The sequence below is a fragment of the Rhodococcoides fascians A44A genome (assembly GCF_000760735.1).
GTDB classification, from domain to species: domain Bacteria; phylum Actinomycetota; class Actinomycetes; order Mycobacteriales; family Mycobacteriaceae; genus Rhodococcoides; species Rhodococcoides fascians_E.
This window is the reverse complement of the sequence record NZ_JMEX01000008.1, coordinates 2,568,725-2,585,772: the sequence shown is the minus strand read 5'-3', so window position 1 is coordinate 2,585,772 and position 17,048 is coordinate 2,568,725. Positions and strand designations below refer to the sequence as shown.

The window sequence follows — 17,048 nt, the reverse complement described above, 5'->3', positions numbered from 1 at the left end:
TCAGATCCCGGCGACACCCGCGAGTTGCCCGATACCGTAGGTGACAACCATGGCCAACGCTCCCCCGATCACGATTCTCGTCACGGCGGGTCGAGCGGGCGCGTCGCCGAGCCTCGCACTGATCGTGCCCGTCGCGGCGAGTGCAATCAGCACGACGACGAAGGTCACCGGGATCCGGACGGACGCGGGCAGAAGAACGATGGCAAGCAGTGGGAGAAGAGCTCCGCTGACGAACGCCACCGCCGATGACCCCGCTGCCTGCCACGGATCGGTCAGCGCATCCGGATCGATACCCAGTTCCGCGTCGACGTGGGCTGCGAAGGGATCGCTCGCGGTCAATTCTTGGGCGACCGTCATGGCCGTCGCCGGCGACAGGCCTTTGGCTTCGTACAGCGCGGCAAGCTCTGCCAGTTCCTGCTCGGGCTCGTCCTCGAGCTCACGGCGTTCCTTGTCCAACAGCGATCGCTCGGTGTCGCGTTGTGTGCTCACCGACACGTACTCACCCAGCGCCATCGACACCGCGCCGGCAACCAGGCCTGCAATGCCCGCGGTCAGCACCGGACCACGCTCGACGGTGGCAGCGGCAACACCGACGACCAGGCCGGCGGTCGATACGATGCCGTCGTTGGCACCCAGAACTCCGGCGCGTAGCCAGTTCAAGCGGCCGCCGATGTCACGGTGCGGTTCTGCCTCGTGGGTACCGGGAACGGAGTCCGGCATGCTCACCTCCTGTGAACCGACTGTCCGAGGACCGGTGGGGATCACCCGTCAGCGGACTGGACCATCCTGCGCCGGCGCCGAGGTGAAAGCGTCTTCCCACGCCGCACGGGCACCGGATTCGCCGATCCGATAGACCTGCACGATCGTCGCTGCTCCCACCACGACGGCGATCAGGACGACGGCGATCGACTGCCACTTCACCGGACGAATCCCACGTAGATCGCGACGATGGCGGACGACGAGCAATGCAGCCACGACAACCGCTGCTAGAGCGAAGTAGAGCATCGTGTCACCCAACTCGGCATGGGTCTCGACGACCGTGGACTCGGGAACGCGCTTCTCCAGCCATTCACCGGCATCCGTCGTCAGCGGGGTCAGCACGAGCGTCACGAGCGCAAGCACTGCGATGAGCCATACGAGCCTGCGACGCATCGCAGGCCAGATACTTGCCCCCACGGCCAACACGGCTTCGAGCGGGGCGAGCACTACGACGAAGTGGACCAACAGAACGTGAACGGGCAAGCCATCGATAGTCGACACTTCAAGTCTCCTCGGGTTCGGACCATCGTAATACTACAGGCTTTGTAGTATTACGATGCTGTGGTCCACGTATCGGACGGGTTCTGGATCATGCGCCGCAGGATCTCCACATAGCGCTCACCGATCGACCGAACCGTGCCGTGATCGAACAGCACTGTGGGATAGACGAGTGCGAACGACAGGCCCGATACCTCGCCCGCCTTGTCACGACGCTCGACGACATGCATGTGCAGATCGCATTTCGCGAATTCGAGCGGGCGCGGAGTCACGTCGAAACGCGTGCCTCCGACGTCGACATGCGACGCCGTGAAGACGTCCAAGGAGAGCGCAATCTGAAACAGCGGATGACGCGCCGGGTGGGTTCCGGGATCCAGTTCCGCGGCGACGCGATCGAACGGAACGCTCGAATGGTCGAGGGCACGTGTCTCACTGACGTGCGCAGCGGCGACGACGTCCGCGAACGTCGTCGTGTGCGTGATGTCGGTTCTGATCGCGAGAGTGTTGACGAACATGCCGACCAGAGGGTCGTACCTAGGGTCGTCTCGTCCGGCGATCGGTGTACCGATCGCAATGTCGGTCCGCCCTGTCATCGTGGAGACGAGAACGACGAGTGCTGCTCGAAGCACGGTGAATCTGCCGGCATCGCACCGTCGCGCCAGCAGATTCACGTCCTCGACATCACCTCCAACGAGATCGAATTCGATTCTGCCGCCCGTGAAATCCCACTCCTGCGGCCTGGCGCGGTCGGTGTCGATCTCGGTGTCGAAGGGAAGGCCACTCAGCTCGCGGCGCCAGAAGTCCAGAGCCGACGCATGGGATCGCTGCGAATCCCAGACGCTGTGATCGGCGTACTGCAAAGGCAGATCAGTCCATGCCGGTGCGTCGCCCGATGCTCTGGCGCGATACGCCACCGAGAAGTCGTGGGCGAGCACACCGAGCGACCATCCATCCGCAGCGATGTGGTGCACCGCACACGCGAGCACTTGGGCGCCGGGCGCTGTGTCGAACAGCGTTGCCCGAATGGGCATTTCGAATCGTACGTCGAACGGTGCTTCGAGGACGCCGGCGAGAGCGTGCGCGTCGAACGATGCACGGCCGAGGACGGACTGCAACCGCGCCATGTCGTCGACGACGATCTGACGCGGACCCCACGGCGAATCCGGGTGCACAGTGCGCAACGTCCGGTGCCGAACGAGCACGTCGACGAACGCCGCCTCGGCGGCCGACACATCGAACGGGCCAGTGATGTCGACCGTGAACGGCAGATTGTAGAGCGGCAGCCGACAGTCGCGATCGATGTCGACTTGGCTCGTGGACAAGGGAACGACCGCAACGCCGTTCGACCCTCCGGAAATGGCACGGTCCATGGAAGACCGATCCCGAGTCCGCGTAGCGATGATCGCGGCGAGTGCCCGCACGGTCCGAGCACCGACGAGATCCCGAACACCGACGTCGACACCCAGTTCCGCCCGCAGGCGCGCCACCACTCCGGTTGCCGCCAACGAGTCACCACCCAGGTCGAAGAACGACGCCGTGACATCGACCCGTTCCACCTGGAGCACAGTCGTGAATATCTGCGCAACAACCACTTCCAACGGCTCTGCCGGCTCCTCGATCGAACCGGATGCCGTGTCGGCAACGGGCTCCGGCAGCGCGGCTCTGTCGAGCTTCCGGTTGACCGTGAGAGGTATCGATTCGACGGCGGTAACGGTGGCCGGGACCGCGTGGGCAGGCAGAATCTTCGCGACGAACCGTCTGATGTCCTGTGAATCGACTGATCCGACCCCGTCATACACGACGTATCCGTCGATCCGCGATTCACCACGCCCTCCTCGGCGCAGTGCGGACGCCGCGGAGACGACGTTCGGGTATCGGCGGAGTGCCGCGTCGACCTCACCGAGTTCGACGCGGTTGCCACGGATCTTCACCTGGTCGTCGATTCTGCCGACGAAGACGAGCGAACCGTGTGCGGCCAACCGCGCCATGTCCCCGCTGCGGAACATTCGAACTCCGGTGCCGCCGAAGGGATACGCCACGAACCTCGATGCGGTGGCTGCGGCGCGATCGGCGTAAGCGCGCGCCACACCGGCTGTCGCGATGTAGATCTCCCCGATCGCCCCGGGCGGCACGGGCCTCATGTTCCTGTCGAGCAGGTGAAGGACGGCGCCCACCATGGCAGTTCCGATTCCGGCGTCGGCTGCGGCTGCGGCGCTCAGCGGACCGGTCATCGTGACGCTACAGGTGGTCTCGGTGGGTCCGTAGGCGTTGAGCAACCGCCGGCCCGGCGCCCAGGCGTCGACGATGTCGGTCGATGACGACTCGCCGCCGATGACGATCGTCCCGACGTCGTCGAGCGCCGAAGCATCCAGCGTCGCCAATGCGGACGGTGTGATGAACAGATGGGTGACTCGTCGGTCGGCGAGCAGGTTCGTCAGCTCGTCACCTGCGTAGACATCGGACGGCGCGACCACCAGGCACGCTCCCGCCACCGCGGCGGCAAGTTGTTCGACCACCGAGGTGTCGAATCCGAGCGATGCCAGGTGGCACACTCGCGACGTCGGGTCGAGCGCGTAGCTGGACCGAATCTGCTGTACCAGTCCCGCTACACCCTCGTGTGTGACCACCACCCCCTTCGGCGTGCCGGTCGAACCGGACGTGTAGATGACGTACGCGGCATTGCCAGGGCGAGCTCTGCTCGACACCTGGTCGTCGTGCAGCGATGCCTGTTCGACGGCGTCGTCGACGAGTACCCACTCGAGTCCGCTTGCCGCCGCGGGTGCCTCGGACCTCGCTGCGAGGCCGATCACGGCGTGACTGTCTCGGAGAACGAACTCGATCCGGTCGTCGGGCAGTCTCGGGTCGATCGGGACGAACACCGCACCCGCACGGGCGACGGCCCAGAACGCGATCACCGAATCCACGGTGCGGCTCATGCACACTGCGACAGTGTCTTCCGCTTCGATTCCTCGGTGCCTCAGCACACGCGCCAGACGGTCGACACGCTCGTTCAGATCCCAGTACGTCAGTACCGTCGCACCGTCGTCGACGGCGATTCCGTTTCCCACGAGACGGACGGCCTCGTCGAATACATCGATCAGGGTTGTGTTCGCATCCACGGTGGCGCCGACGGACGCTGCGGCCGTGGACGATTCGTCGGGGAGGAACAGATCGAGGTCCCCGACGGCGGTGTCGGTGACGTTCGGGGCCGTGAAGAGATCGAGAAAGTGCAGGAACCGCCTGTGATGTCGAGCCAGATCGCGACGCGGGTACACGGACGGGTTGCCCTCGAAGTCGATCCGCGGCCCCCGGTCGCCCCGATCGGGGTAGATGTCCACCGCGAGGTCCACCACGGGACCGGTGGTGAGGATGTGCACCTGTCCGTCGATGCCCCCTACTGCGATGCTGTTGGAGAACATCATGACGTTGACCGCCGGGCCGAAAGACACTGCAGGAAAACGTAGGTCACCGAGAGCGCTGGGCCCCGCATCGGGCCGCCGCCGTTGGTGGCGCAGCACGGACCCGAGCGCGGTCTCGGTCATCTTCACCGCGCCACCGACTGTCGTGCGCCCGATGCCCACCAACTCCAGCGGCACCACATTCGACGTCGTGAACCCGGCCCTGCGAAGCACTGCCGTCGATCGCGCCGATACCGGGAGGGACAGCCGCACGTCCGCCGAGTCCGTCATACGCGCGAGAAACGCCGCAAAGGCCGCGATGACGATGCTCGACGTCGCGTGCCCCGCTGTCGGCGAACCGGCAAGGTTCTCGAGATCCGGCGACGCGCCTGCTCCGACGATCGTCGTCGACATCGCCTGCGGCGCAGCGACACTTCCCAGAGTCACTCCGGCAGAGCGAGCGTTTTCCACTGCCGATGCGCGCCAGTACTCCCGGTCGCGTGTCGCGCGAGCCGAAGCCTGGTATTTGCGGTCCTCGTCCACCACCGCTTCGGGGGTCGAGACATCTGCCGCCGGCGGTTCCTTGCCCGAGACAACGGCATCGTAGATCGATGCGGCCCGCTCCAGTACTCGCACCGATGCGTATCCGTCGAGCGCGATGTGGTGCGCGCGGGTGTACCAGAGGACATGGTCGTCGGCGAGACGGAACAACCGCAGTCGAACCAGACATCCGTCCAGCGGAAAGCGGGTTCGGCAGTCCTGGTCCATCCAGCGCAGAGCGGTGTCCCTGGCCGAGTCGACGCCGCGTAAATCGACCACCGCGGTTGCGTCGCGCACGTCGGTGGTGAACGTCTGGACCGGACGCCGCCCGTCGTCGCGAACGCGCATGGACACCGATCCGTATTCCACGTGGGCACGTACACCGCTGTCCAGCAACGCCTCGACGTCGATGTTTCCGTTCAGTTCGACGTAGTAGGCAATGGCGAAGGGGATGTCCGGCACCATGTGCTGCGCGTACCAGATATCGACCTGCGGCGTGCTCAACGGCAGTGCATCATGCTTCATGGATCCCCCAGTGACCACTCGACCCCATTACCGAACCCAACTACTACAGCCTCAGTAGTACAAGACTACCGACCGATCCCCGACTGTGCATCGACGCTTGTCGGCAGCAACGAGTTCGCAGAACACAATGTGGTTACGTCGGGTAACAACTTGGCGAGAATCGCCACTTCTGCATCCGCGGCACCTACGGTGAGCACACATCGCTCGTAGAAGACGGGGAGCCCGACATGAAACGTGGAACCACACTGACCTCTCTCGTCGTAGGGTTCGCCGCCACCGTCGCGCTGACGCTCGGCGCCGGGGGCACAGCTCATGCGAGTCCACCCGTCGACCCCGTTGCCGCCCTGCAGGCCGTGGGTGTACCGGCCGACGTCGCCGGACTTGCCGCCGTCGCCACGCCTATCGCGAACGGGGTCGACACCGTCAACCTCGCGAATCGGACAGGCGGCTTCCCCGGTGCGAAAGTGGACGCGATCATCGACCACCCCGCTCGCCACATCACCGTGGTACAACGCTGGCTCGACTACCAACCGTCGGACCTGCGCGTGGGCTGGGTCAACCTGAGCACAGGCCGATCCGGTCTGACCGGCCTCCCGAACGCGGTACCGGGCACCCTCGACGGCATCTACCCGGCCATCGATCGCACGGCGGTGCTACCGACCGGCGCCGGACCGGTCCTGCTCGTGGTCTACGGTCGCGTCCCGGGGTGGACCGGACTGATCCCGCTCGCCCCCGAATACTTCGGTTATCTCACCCCGGCCGTCACCGTGCTCGGCGTCTGATGACGCGGTTCTTCCGGTCGCGTGACGCCGCCGAACCGGATGCTCCTGTTCGCACTGCAGCTGCGTGCGCGATCATCGCGCTCTCGGTAGTCGCATTCAGTGGATGCGCGAGTTCCGACGACGTTGCCGCCCCGAGCCCCGGGGCGACGAGCACTTCTCGAACCCCGGCCGCACCGGCCGCACCGACCGCACCGACCGCACCGACCGAGCAGGTCGAGCAGGTCGATCCGGCAACCCTGGCCGCCGACGGCAACGGCATCGCGTGGACGTCGCCCACCAAGAACATCTCCTGCCGAATCTCCTCCGACACCTACGGATCCGGCTGCCAATCGCGCGACGCGCCAGTGCCGCGGGGCGCGGCCTGCACCAACCCCACCTTCACCGTCGATGAACTGTCCAAAGGGTTCTTCCTGCACCCGGACCGAGTGGAACCGACCTGCTTCAACCAAGGAGTATTCGCCTCGGAGTTCCCAGTAGTACTCGAGTACGACCAGTCCGTCACCTTCGACGGATACACATGTACATCCAGGCGCACCGCAATGATGTGCAGCACCGCAAACGGACACGGATTCGAACTGTCGAGGGAAACAGCGAACTGGTACTGACCATTCGCCGCTGGCGGCCCTGTCGCACAACCGCGCGTCGTCCATGAGTGATCGTGCGTCGACCGCAGTGCTACGAATTGCCCGATACTTCACGAATTCGCGGAATAGCGCCGAATCGACGAAGTATCGGGCAATTCGTGTCTTCCGACCACACTCTGTGCAGCGTCAGCCGACCGTCACGTATCCGATGACCATGTCGGTGAGCATTTTTCGAAGACGCTCCCGGTTCTCGGGCGCGACGGGGTCGAACTGGAACAGCCAGTCGAAGGTGTACTGGTTGGAGACGCGGAAGAAGCTGAAGCTGGTGATGGTGAAGTGGAGGTCGACGGCGTCGATACCGTCCTTGAAGACTTTTGCTTCACGGCCGCGGTGGAGGATGTCGGACAGTAGATCCAGTGCCGGGCCGGCGAGTTCGCTGCGCTCCCCAGATTGTCCCAGGTAGAAGGCTTTGAGCGTGTTCTCGCTCGCCATCAGACGGACGAAGTCGGGGTTCCGCTCGTGGTAGTCGAAGGTCAGCTCGACGACGCGCCGGAGTGCGTCCACGGGATCGAGTTCGTCGACGTGAACCCGCTGCTCCTCGGCGCGAATGTTGACGATCGCGCTCTCGAGCACCGATCGGTAGAGACCTTTCTTGTCGCCGAAGTAGTAGTAGATCATCTTCTTCGTCGTCTTCGTTCGCAGCGCGATGTCGTCCATTCGGGCGCCGGTGAAGCCCTTGGCCGCGAACTCCGCCATGGCCTCCGTCAAGATGTTGCCCCGAACATCCCCGCCGCGTGCACCTCGGCGGCCCTGAACCTCGGACGCTGTCGACATCGTGTCGAACCCCCTGGCTGTCTCCACTCGTTCCCTACGCCTGTTCGGCGACTTACACCAGACAGTGAACCACGGCACAGGCCGATCCGGTGGACGAAGACGTCGATCGCGGGGCCGGAAGGCCGGTACACGCCCATTCTTTTTGGCATCCGTCGATTCAACTGGGGCATCGACGCCGGTAGAGCGGCACGAACAGCTGTCTCCACCGGTCAGCGCGTGGACGTTGTCTGCTGGCGATCTATGGACGTGTCGACGATCACGTTGTACGGTTCGCCTAGTTCACCAAAAAGTGAAACCCTGTTCATGCAGACGAAGTAGTCGCTGCCGATCGCGCAATCGGGAGCAGATGCACCACCGAGCGGTGCAGGCACGCCGGAATGCCTGCGCCCACCAGTCCTCGTCGAGCCCGCACCGTGTCGGCAACCCCAGTCGTCGTTCGGTCACAACGATCCAGCCCTGAATTCGATCCCTCACCGAAGGATGAATGGCCATGACAGCATCCGAAATACAGACAAGCGCAGCGCCCGCAGGCGTTCCGACTCCTGCCGCACCGCCGGTTCGAGTACCGACCCGCAGGCCGTGGCCTCGTCGCGACTCGCTCGTCACCGGCACCAAAGCCGTCGTCGGCATCCTCGGGCTGTTGGGCCTGTGGGAACTGGCAGTGGCGATAACCCGACCTCCTGAATACATTCTGGTCGGACCCGTCGCGGCGTTCGCCGAACTGTTCTCCCGCTTCGACTATTTCGCGACGAACGCCTGGGTGACGATCGGCGAGGCGCTGGCTGGATTCGTCGGCGGCACGTTGCTCGGCATCGTGTGCGGCGGCCTGCTGCACTATTCACCGACGATCCGGACGTTTCTCTATCCGGCCCTCGTCACGATCGACACGATTCCCAAAGTCGCCCTGGCACCTCTGTTCATCGTGTGGTTCGGCTTCGGCTTCGAGTCGAAAGCGTTCGTCGCCATGGCAATTGCTTTCTTCCCACTGGTCATCAACACGTTCGACGGTCTCAGCACCGTTCCGCACGAGCTGAAGGAACTGGCGCGGATCAACAAGGCGTCGACATGGAAGCGTCTGACGAAGATCGAGTTCATCTACGCACTTCCGTCGATCTTCTCCGGTGCCAAGATCTCGATCTCCCTTGCTGTGGGCGGCGCCGTCGTCGGCGAGTTCATCGCCGGGTCGAAGGGCCTCGGATACGTGATCATGCTCGCCAACAGCCAGGTGGATCTGGCCGCCATGTTCGCGGCGTTCTTCGTACTCGCCGCCATCGCGCTGGTTCTGTTCTTCGTCGTCGACTTCGCCGGCAAGAAGCTCATGCCCTGGAAGTCCCACGCGAAATGACCGATCGAACTGGAGACCAGAATGCGTAGGACACGCACTGCGGCGTTGATGATCGCCGCCGCCCTCGTCGCACCGTTGACCGCCTGTAGCGCAACAGGATCCGGCGAGAAGATGTCACTGATGGTCGACGTCGGATATCTGCCCAAGCACGCACCCTTCTTCGCGGCCGTGGATCGTGGATTCTTCGAGGAGGAAGGCCTCGACGTCACCGTGATGCCCGGATCCGGGTCGGGTAACACCGTCGCCGCCGTGGATACCGGCAAGGTCGACGCCGGGTGGGCCGATTTCGGTGTCACCGTCCTCAACCAGGGTCGCGGCGCTCAGGTGACGCAGGTGGACCTGCTGCAGGCCCGGTCGGCCTACGCGGTGGTTGCCTTGTCCGACGGCGACATCCACAGTTGGGAAGACCTGCCGGGCAGAACCATTGCAACCGAGGGTGCAGGCGCGATGACGGCCATGTGGCCGTACGCCCTGAGCAAGTTGGGCCTCTCCGCCGACGACGTGAACGTGATCCACGCGGCCAGCAGCGCCAAGATTCCCGGGCTCGTCTCGGGCCAGTGGGACGCCAATTTGGCTCTCTCGGTATCCGACGGTCCGGCTATCGATGCCCTCGGCAAGGAGCCGGTGGTGTTGAAGTGGTCCGACCTCGGCATCGATCTGTACGGCAACGGAATCGTCTTCTCCAACGAGCAACTGCAGGACAACCCGGAGCGCGTCGTCAAGTTCAACCGGGCGCTGCAGAAGGCATACCTGTGGTCCTGCGAGAACCCGGAGGGCGCTGCCGACTCGTTCCACAAGGAGGTGCAGGGGTACGAGACCAGCACCGTCGTTCTTGCCCTGGACGAACAGTGCGCGCTGAACAATCGCCTCGGCGAGGAGTCGGAGCCCTTCGGCCTCATGACCGACGACGGCGTCCAACAGATGATCGACGTCTCCCGAGAGTTTCTCGGTCTCGATCCGAACTCGACGCTGACGCCCGCACAGGTCTACAGCAACGACTACATCGACCCACTACCCACTTCCGACGAGATCTCCGCACCATGACCGCCTACCTGACCGGGAGAGAACAATGAACAAGGCAGTTGAAGTCAACAACGTAGGCGTCTCGTTCCGATCGCGTGACGGTGATACCAACGTCGTACTCGACGGCGTGAACTTCGACGTCGAGCACGGCCAGTTCGTCTCGATCGTCGGCCAGTCCGGCAGCGGCAAGACGACCCTTCTGAAAACCATCTCCGGGCTGCAGGCGGCGACGAAGGGCGAGGTGCTCATCAAGGGCGATCCGATCGCCGCGGGGGTCGAAGAGATCGGCATGGTCTTCCAGAGCCCGGTCCTGCTGCCGTGGCGCAACAACCTCGACAATGTCCTGCTGCCGCTGGAGTTCCGAGGCACTCGCGACAACGCATCGAAGGCCAGGGCACTCGAACTCCTGGACATGGTGGGGCTGAAGGACAAAGCCAAGCGCTACTCCTACGAGTTGTCGGGCGGTATGCAGCAGCGAGTCGCCATCTGTCGGGCTTTGGTGTCGGACCCGGAGCTGCTCTTGATGGACGAACCGTTCGGTGCACTCGACGCGATGACCCGCGACACCATGAACTTCGAGATCCAGCGCATCTGGCAGAAGACGGGATGCAGCGTCGTCTTCGTCACCCACAGCATCTCCGAGGCCGTCTGGCTGGGTGACCGCGTCGTGGTCGTCGGAGACCGCCCGGGCCGGATTATCGCCGACATCACGATCGACTTGCCCCGCCCCCGCGACAAAGAGCACCGCTATTCACCCACGTTCGCCGACTACGTCACCGAAGTCGAGTCGCACATCGGGGTCACTGCCGGAATCAGCTGACCTCGAACAGTTTTCAACGACAGGAGTATTCATGTTGCGTCTATCCGCACATCTCGACACGCTGGCCGACGAGTTCGGCCTGCACCCCCGGAAGAGTCTGCTGTTCTCGGCCATTCGGTTGGACTCTCATCCGCTCGTCACGCCACTGATCGCATCCCGCGACGGTGAGGACGCCATCCTCCTCGTCCGCCAGCAGGAACAGGGCAACGTCCTCTCGGCCGGCGTCGCCCCCGAGCGCATCCGCTTCTACGCACCGTGGGTCACCATCGATCCACGTCCCATCGCCGATGTCACCGTCGCGCAGAGTCTTACCTCCCTGGTGAAGGACCTTGCCGACGACGACGCCGTGCATCTCGACGCCGACGTGGTCTACAGCCACCAGTTGACGCTCTCGGACAGCCTGACGGTCACTACCGAACCTCTCGCTCCGAGTCCTGTTCGTGTTCACGCGATCTCGACGTCGGAGATCGTCGATCGGTTCACCGACTGGCGTCGACGTGGGGCCGACGTCGCCACCGCGCTGATTTCCGACGTCCCGCACCTGCAGGGTCTGACCGAGGATTTCGGTGCCGCGGACACTCGTTTCACGGGCTTGGAATCCATTGCCGCCGAACGCGGTGTCGACGGTCTGGTCGTGCTCGCGCCGCCGAACTTCTCCGAGATCACCGGCAGGTCGGCACGCGGTGACGTCGCGGTGTGGGCACCGGGGAGCGACCGGGTGTTCGTGATCACCACCGCCGACGCAAGCGAGTACGGCGACGCGGTCGGCGACTATGCCTCTCTCGCCGAGGCCGTCGCGGCGCTGGTGCCCGGGAAGCGGATCGGTATCGAGGAAGAATTCATGTCCGTCGGGATCGCCGGCCAGCTCGTGGACGCCGGGTTGAGTCTCGTTTCCGCGTCGATCGATCTGGCGCACTGGCGCGACATCCGCGATCACGAAGATTTACCGTTCCAGGTCATCGCTGCCCGCACGAGCGTGTACGCGATCGAGGAGGCGCTGGCCTGGGCCGAACAGGAAATCGACGCAGGCAACGAGTTCACCGAACTGGACATCTACGGCCGCTACGTCGACTTCATCGACAAGTTCACGACCGAGAATGCCATCGGGTTCGTCGTCGAGCCGTATTTCACCAACCTGCACTCGTCGAACCGCATGCTGTTCCCTGGCCCACCCGTCGACTTCCCGATCAACGGGGACACCACGTGCATTCAGCTCGACGCCGGTGTGCAGGTGACCATCGACGGCGTCGTCGTCGCGACGTCCGACATGGCGCGTTCGCTGCCCCGCACTCCTGCAGCCAAGGAGGCGTACGAGTTCTTCTTCACCGTCGTGCGGGAGGGCATCATCGGTCAACTTCGTCCCGGCGTCGTCTGCGAGGACGTACACGAAGGAACACTGCAGTTCCTGGCCCCGCACCTCCCCCGCATGATCGAGATCGGAATGCTGGGCGAGGAAACCGATTTCGACACCATCTATCGTCGCCGCAACGTCGGCCATCTCATGGGCAAACAGGAGTCCTTCGCCAACGAGCTGCGTCCCGGGTACAAGCACGCCTTGGACGTCGGATCGTACGGCGCCGCCGAGATCCCCTGGCGGTACGGAGATGTGGCGATCGGAACCGAAGATCTCTGGTTCATCGGCCGGAGCCGAACCTACAACCTCACTCGACGCGACAGGACCACGGCATGACCGACACCAGCACCATCGATCCCCGGCAGCGTCTGGCAAAACGGAACCTGAGCTTGCCCGAGCTCGGCGCCCCGGCGTACTCGTACGACGCCTGGACGCAGCACCGCGATGTGCTGTACCTGTCGGGACAGATCTCGCGGACCCCGAGCGGAGAGGTCCTCAGCGGCAAGGCAGGGGTGGACGCCACCACCGAGGACGCCGCGGCCGCCGCCGAAGTCGCCGCTCTCAATCTGCTGGCCAGAATCGACCAGGCCGTCGGACTCGAGAACGTGACGCAGGTTCTCAAACTGACCGTCTGGATCGCCAGCGGACCGGACTTCACGGACCAACCGGCCGCTGCCGAATCCGCGTCGGGACTTCTGATCGACGTGTTGGGCCCTGCGGGTCGTCACGCTCGAACGACGTTGCCGACGCATGTGCTGCCGAAGAATGCTCTGGTCGAGCTGGAAGCCGTCGTCGCTGTAAGGCAGTAGCGTTCAGCCACCGACCGAGGCCAGGATCGGCGACGGTACGGCCACGAACAGTTCGGCGGTGGCGATGCGGCGAACCGCCCGACGCAGCGTGACCGAGTGCAGCAGTCCGGCCGAGTCCAGGGCGATGTCGACGTCGAGAACCCCCGCGGCGGTGCCGATTCGGATGGAACCCGGCCATCCGATACGGGCATTGGTGGCGACCACCCCACCGGAGACGGTGGCTGCGGCGGCAACGGCGACAGCGGACGTCAGACCGATGGCCGGATGGGGCGCCATCATCGACAGCATGCGGACGGAGACGTCGTAGTCGGCCGCGTCGACGTCGACACCGGCGGTTGTGCGGTAGTCCCGCGGCGGTCCGACGACCCCCACCTTGGGGATCGCGTGGGTGATCGGCTCGTCGGGTGCGCTGAGTCCCATGCGAAGCGCTGCTTGTCTGCGCAGTGCTACGAGAACCGGCAGATGCAGGCCGAGAACGTCGTTGGGTTCGGACCCGCCGAGTCCCAGGTCCGAGGCGTCGAAGAGAGCCGCCGGGGCGCCCGCTCGAACGAGGGTGCCCCGGTACTCCTTCCCGTCCAGTTCGATCCTGTCGACGGCTTCACCCGTCGGCAGAAGCGAGACTCGATCGGCAGCAAGATCGGTGAAGGTCAGCCCGACGGGGACGCCGAGTGCGGTGGTGCCTGGCACTGCGGCGTCGCCCTCGGTGGGGACTCGGCCGCCGGGTGTCGCGATGTCCGCGGCGAGAATGGCACCGGTGTTCTCGTTGCGCATCCGGACGACGGTGACCGTGTTGCCTACGGGAACCAGTCCCGCCTGCACCGCGTAGAGACCGATCGCGGTGGCGCAGTTGCCGCAGTTGCTTCCCCATTCGACGGTTCGATTCTCGACGGCGACCTGCGCGAACAGGTAGTCGACGTCGATGCCGGGGGTGGCCGAGCGTCGCACGATCGCTGCTTTGGACGTTGTCGAGCTTCCCCCGCCCACGCCGTCGAGTTGGCGGGGATCTCCCGACCCGAAGGCTGCGGTCAGGATCGCGTCCAGTCCCCCGGCGTCGGCGATGTAGGGGTCGATGTCCACGGCATTGAACAGCCAGCACTTGCTGGTGCCGCCGCGCATCCAGGTTCCTCGAAGAGTGAACATCCGGTGTGCCTTTCGATCATGTTCTGAAGCTTGATCCCAGCGTGCGTTCTCCGCGCGTCAAGGACAATTACGAAATATGTTCGTGAGGTTCAGGAGAACTTAACGCGATCAGAGCATCTCCGGCACGACGACGAGGATCAGCCAGCACAGCGCAGGTGCGATGGCGACGACGATGCCTGCATTGAGGAGAAGCTGGCGGTAGAAACGCGGTCTCTCGATGTTCTGAGCGTTGGCCAGCACCAGTGCGCCGTTGGTGGAGAACGGGGAGACGTCGACGACGGTCGCCGAGATCGCGAGGGCAGCCACCACTCCGACGACGGGCAGCGCTCCGGTCCCGAGCAGCGGCATCGCGAGCGGGATGATCGCGGCCAGCAGCGCCGTCGACGACGCGAATGCCGAGGTGACGCCGATGACGTAACAGAGAACGATCGCGACGACGATCGGTGCGCCGATCGTGATTGCCATCTCGGCCAGGTGATCGATGGTGCCGACCTCTTCGAGGATCGAGATGTAGGTGACCATGCCTGCGACCAGCAGGACCGTCGACCAGCTTATGTCCGCGATCGCCTCGCTCTGCTTCTTCAAGTCGGTGAAGGCCAGGACGGCGCCCGCGCCGATCGCGATGAAGCTGATCGGCAGATGCAGGACCAGGACGAGAACGAGAAGCGCGCCGATGAGGAACAACGTCAGCTTCTGCACTGCCGTGACGGGCTCGGGCGCGCCGAGCACTGCGGTGCCGCCTGGCCTGGCGAGAACCTGCGTGGCCTGACGACCACCGCCGGCCGGAACTCCCGCACCCCCGTCGCCGCCGGTCCGGGGAGTCATACGAGGTGAGCCGTCACGCGACCCGCTGGTGGGCTCGGGTTCGCTGGTGCCGGTGGCGGTGTACTCGAGACCGCGGACACGCGCCAACGTGGCGTAGCCGACGACGGTCAGGACCGAGAGCAGCAGGTTGATGCCGTAGCTGGCGAAGAAGAGGGTCCACGGGTTGATGGACAGCCCGTTGGATTCGACGATGTCGCGGACCAGCACACCCGACACGGAGATCGGTGAGAAGGCGCCTGCGTGAGCGCCGTTGATGGCCATGATGCCCATGACCAGAGGGCTCATCCTGGTGCGAGCGGCGAATCCCATCGCGGCGGGCGTGATCAACGCGACGGCCGCCGGGCTGAACGTCCCCAACGCGGTGAGTACCGATGCGGCGAAGAAGAACACCCACGGCACCACCGTCACTCGGCCGTGAACGGCCCGGATACAGCTGTTCACCAGTAGGTCGATAGTGCCGTTCTTCTTCGCCATTCCGAAGAAGTAGGTGACGCCGACGATGGTCAGGACGATCGAACTCGGGAAGGCCGTGAGGATTTCCTTGTCGTCGTATCCGAGCGCGAAGTACCCGACGGCGAACGCGCCGATGAAGCCGAGGATTCCGATGTTGATCGGGAAGAAGGTTGCAATCACGAACATCGCGACCAGGGCGACGAGTGGCAGTAACTCGATGGAGGTCATGGGAGGTCTTTCGGTGGCTGGGTCGATCCTTGGTTACATTCAGCGCTTGAACGTTGTCCACGTCACATTATTGACCTCTGCCGTTCAGAACAATATCGTTCTGCTACCAACTCGTTTAGCTCAACTGAAAGCAGACCGGCCGTGCAGCATTCTTTCGACGTGGTGACTCTGTTCCTCCTGCTCGACATTGCCGAGGCGGGTTCGCTGACCGCAGGCGCCGAACGTGCGAACATGACCCCGTCCGCTGCGTCCCAACGCATCGCCAAGCTCGAACACAGCATCAAACAGCCGGTCCTGACACGGCTCCCCCGCGGCGTCCAGTTGACGGAAGCAGGAGAGATCCTCACGAGCAGGGCCCGACTGTTCCGCCGTGAGATGCGGGCGGCAAGCGGCGATCTCGAAGCAATCCGCGGATTGACGCGTGGATCGGTGAGACTCGGCTCGTTCCCCACCGTCAGCGCATCACTGCTCTCGGACGCACTGAAGGACTACCACGCACGATGGCCGGGGGTCGACGTCCGCGTCAGGTCGGCGGTACGCCCTCAGCTGCTGGACATGCTTCACTCCAGCGAAGTGGATCTGGCCCTGCTGTGGAGCTACGCATGGACGGAGGAAGCCGAGAGGTCGCTGTCGCTCGAATCGTTGATGGAGGACGAGACTCTCCTGCTCCGCCCGATCACCGACACTCACGCAGACAGGGAAGTTGCCCTGTCCGACCTCGAGAAGTCGAGGTGGATCATCCGTAGCAGCGACCACCCGGCCGCCGAAGTGTTGTTCCGCAGTTGCCGCGCAGCAGGATTCGAGCCGGAAGTGGTGTACGAGGCCCACGATTATCAGGAGATCGAAGCCATGGTCGCCGCCGGAGTCGGCATTGCAATGGTTCCCAGACTTGCAGTGGTACACCATCGCCCGGATGTACAGACCGTTCGCTTCCGCGCACAGGACAACGTTCCGACACGCGTCATCTACATCGCGTCGCTTGCCCGCCGCCAGTACACACCCGCGATGTACGCGATCTCCAGCGCCCTGCGGGGTGCCGCGGACCGCATCGCAGGAGCCCCTGCAACGGCGTGAGCCGGGCCGATCACGCCTGAAGTGACGCGTCACCACCACACCGTGAGGTAGCGTCGG

The 17,048-nt window shown here is 64.4% G+C and carries 14 protein-coding genes; 8 read left to right on the top strand and 6 right to left on the bottom strand.

What is annotated here, in order from left to right; all coding sequences use genetic code 11:
* Genes BH95_RS24370 through BH95_RS24360 form a run of 3 tightly spaced genes read right to left on the bottom strand, consistent with a single transcriptional unit; the run spans position 1 to position 5,720 of the window.
* Complete coding sequence (locus BH95_RS24370) at positions 1-720, bottom strand: VIT1/CCC1 transporter family protein (protein ID WP_019663753.1); 720 nt, start codon at positions 718-720, stop codon at positions 1-3.
* Positions 721-768: 48 nt separating this feature from the next.
* Positions 769-1,260: a DUF2231 domain-containing protein gene (locus BH95_RS24365; protein ID WP_027498834.1), complete on the bottom strand. Its 492-nt coding sequence runs from the start codon at positions 1,258-1,260 to the stop codon at positions 769-771.
* 50 nt (positions 1,261-1,310) lie between these two features.
* Positions 1,311-5,720 (bottom strand): non-ribosomal peptide synthetase, encoded by a 4,410-nt coding sequence (locus tag BH95_RS24360; RefSeq protein WP_037184673.1) that lies wholly within the window; start codon positions 5,718-5,720, stop codon positions 1,311-1,313.
* 227 nt (positions 5,721-5,947) lie between these two features.
* On the opposite strand from BH95_RS24360, the gene BH95_RS24355 reads away from it, so the two are divergent.
* Both BH95_RS24355 and BH95_RS24350 read left to right on the top strand, forming a co-directional pair.
* A complete protein-coding gene (locus tag BH95_RS24355) occupies positions 5,948-6,502 on the top strand; it encodes a hypothetical protein (protein ID WP_037184672.1) in 555 nt (184 codons plus the stop codon).
* Entirely contained in the window at positions 6,502-7,107 is a 606-nt protein-coding gene (locus BH95_RS24350; protein ID WP_037184671.1) for a DUF6636 domain-containing protein, read from the top strand. Before BH95_RS24355 ends, BH95_RS24350 begins: the two co-directional genes overlap by 1 nt.
* A 165-nt stretch (positions 7,108-7,272) precedes the next feature.
* On the opposite strand, the gene BH95_RS24345 is transcribed toward BH95_RS24350, so the two are convergent.
* Entirely contained in the window at positions 7,273-7,920 is a 648-nt protein-coding gene (locus tag BH95_RS24345) for a TetR family transcriptional regulator (protein WP_019663760.1), read from the bottom strand.
* Positions 7,921-8,410: 490 nt separating this feature from the next.
* Between BH95_RS24345 and BH95_RS24340 the strand changes: the two genes are divergently transcribed.
* Genes BH95_RS24340 through BH95_RS24320 form a run of 5 tightly spaced genes read left to right on the top strand, consistent with a single transcriptional unit; the run spans position 8,411 to position 13,271 of the window.
* Positions 8,411-9,265, top strand: a complete 855-nt coding sequence (locus BH95_RS24340; protein ID WP_231383853.1) for an ABC transporter permease — start codon at positions 8,411-8,413, stop codon at positions 9,263-9,265.
* A gap of 21 nt (positions 9,266-9,286) precedes the next feature.
* Positions 9,287-10,309 (top strand): ABC transporter substrate-binding protein, encoded by a 1,023-nt coding sequence (locus BH95_RS24335; RefSeq protein ID WP_037184670.1) that lies wholly within the window; start codon positions 9,287-9,289, stop codon positions 10,307-10,309.
* A gap of 25 nt (positions 10,310-10,334) precedes the next feature.
* Positions 10,335-11,108: an ABC transporter ATP-binding protein gene (locus tag BH95_RS24330; protein WP_037184669.1), complete on the top strand. Its 774-nt coding sequence runs from the start codon at positions 10,335-10,337 to the stop codon at positions 11,106-11,108.
* 31 nt (positions 11,109-11,139) lie between these two features.
* The gene (locus BH95_RS24325) at positions 11,140-12,798 is read left to right on the top strand and encodes a M24 family metallopeptidase (protein ID WP_037184668.1); all 1,659 of its coding nucleotides are present in this window, start codon (positions 11,140-11,142) and stop codon (positions 12,796-12,798) included.
* Positions 12,795-13,271, top strand: coding sequence for a RidA family protein (locus tag BH95_RS24320; RefSeq protein ID WP_037184667.1), 477 nt, complete (start codon positions 12,795-12,797; stop codon positions 13,269-13,271). The genes BH95_RS24325 and BH95_RS24320 overlap by 4 nt, the downstream gene beginning before the upstream one ends.
* Positions 13,272-13,274: 3 nt before the next feature.
* Here the strand turns inward: BH95_RS24320 and BH95_RS24315 are convergent, their stop codons facing one another.
* Positions 13,275-14,411: a PrpF domain-containing protein gene (locus BH95_RS24315; RefSeq protein WP_037184666.1), complete on the bottom strand. Its 1,137-nt coding sequence runs from the start codon at positions 14,409-14,411 to the stop codon at positions 13,275-13,277.
* A 108-nt stretch (positions 14,412-14,519) separates the two neighbouring features.
* Positions 14,520-15,917 (bottom strand): SLC13 family permease, encoded by a 1,398-nt coding sequence (locus tag BH95_RS24310; protein ID WP_019663767.1) that lies wholly within the window; start codon positions 15,915-15,917, stop codon positions 14,520-14,522.
* A 141-nt stretch (positions 15,918-16,058) separates the two neighbouring features.
* Here BH95_RS24310 and BH95_RS24305 point away from each other — a divergent pair, with 141 nt between their 5' ends.
* Positions 16,059-16,991, top strand: coding sequence for a LysR family transcriptional regulator (locus tag BH95_RS24305; RefSeq protein ID WP_019663768.1), 933 nt, complete (start codon positions 16,059-16,061; stop codon positions 16,989-16,991).
* Positions 16,992-17,048 lie beyond the last annotated feature (57 nt).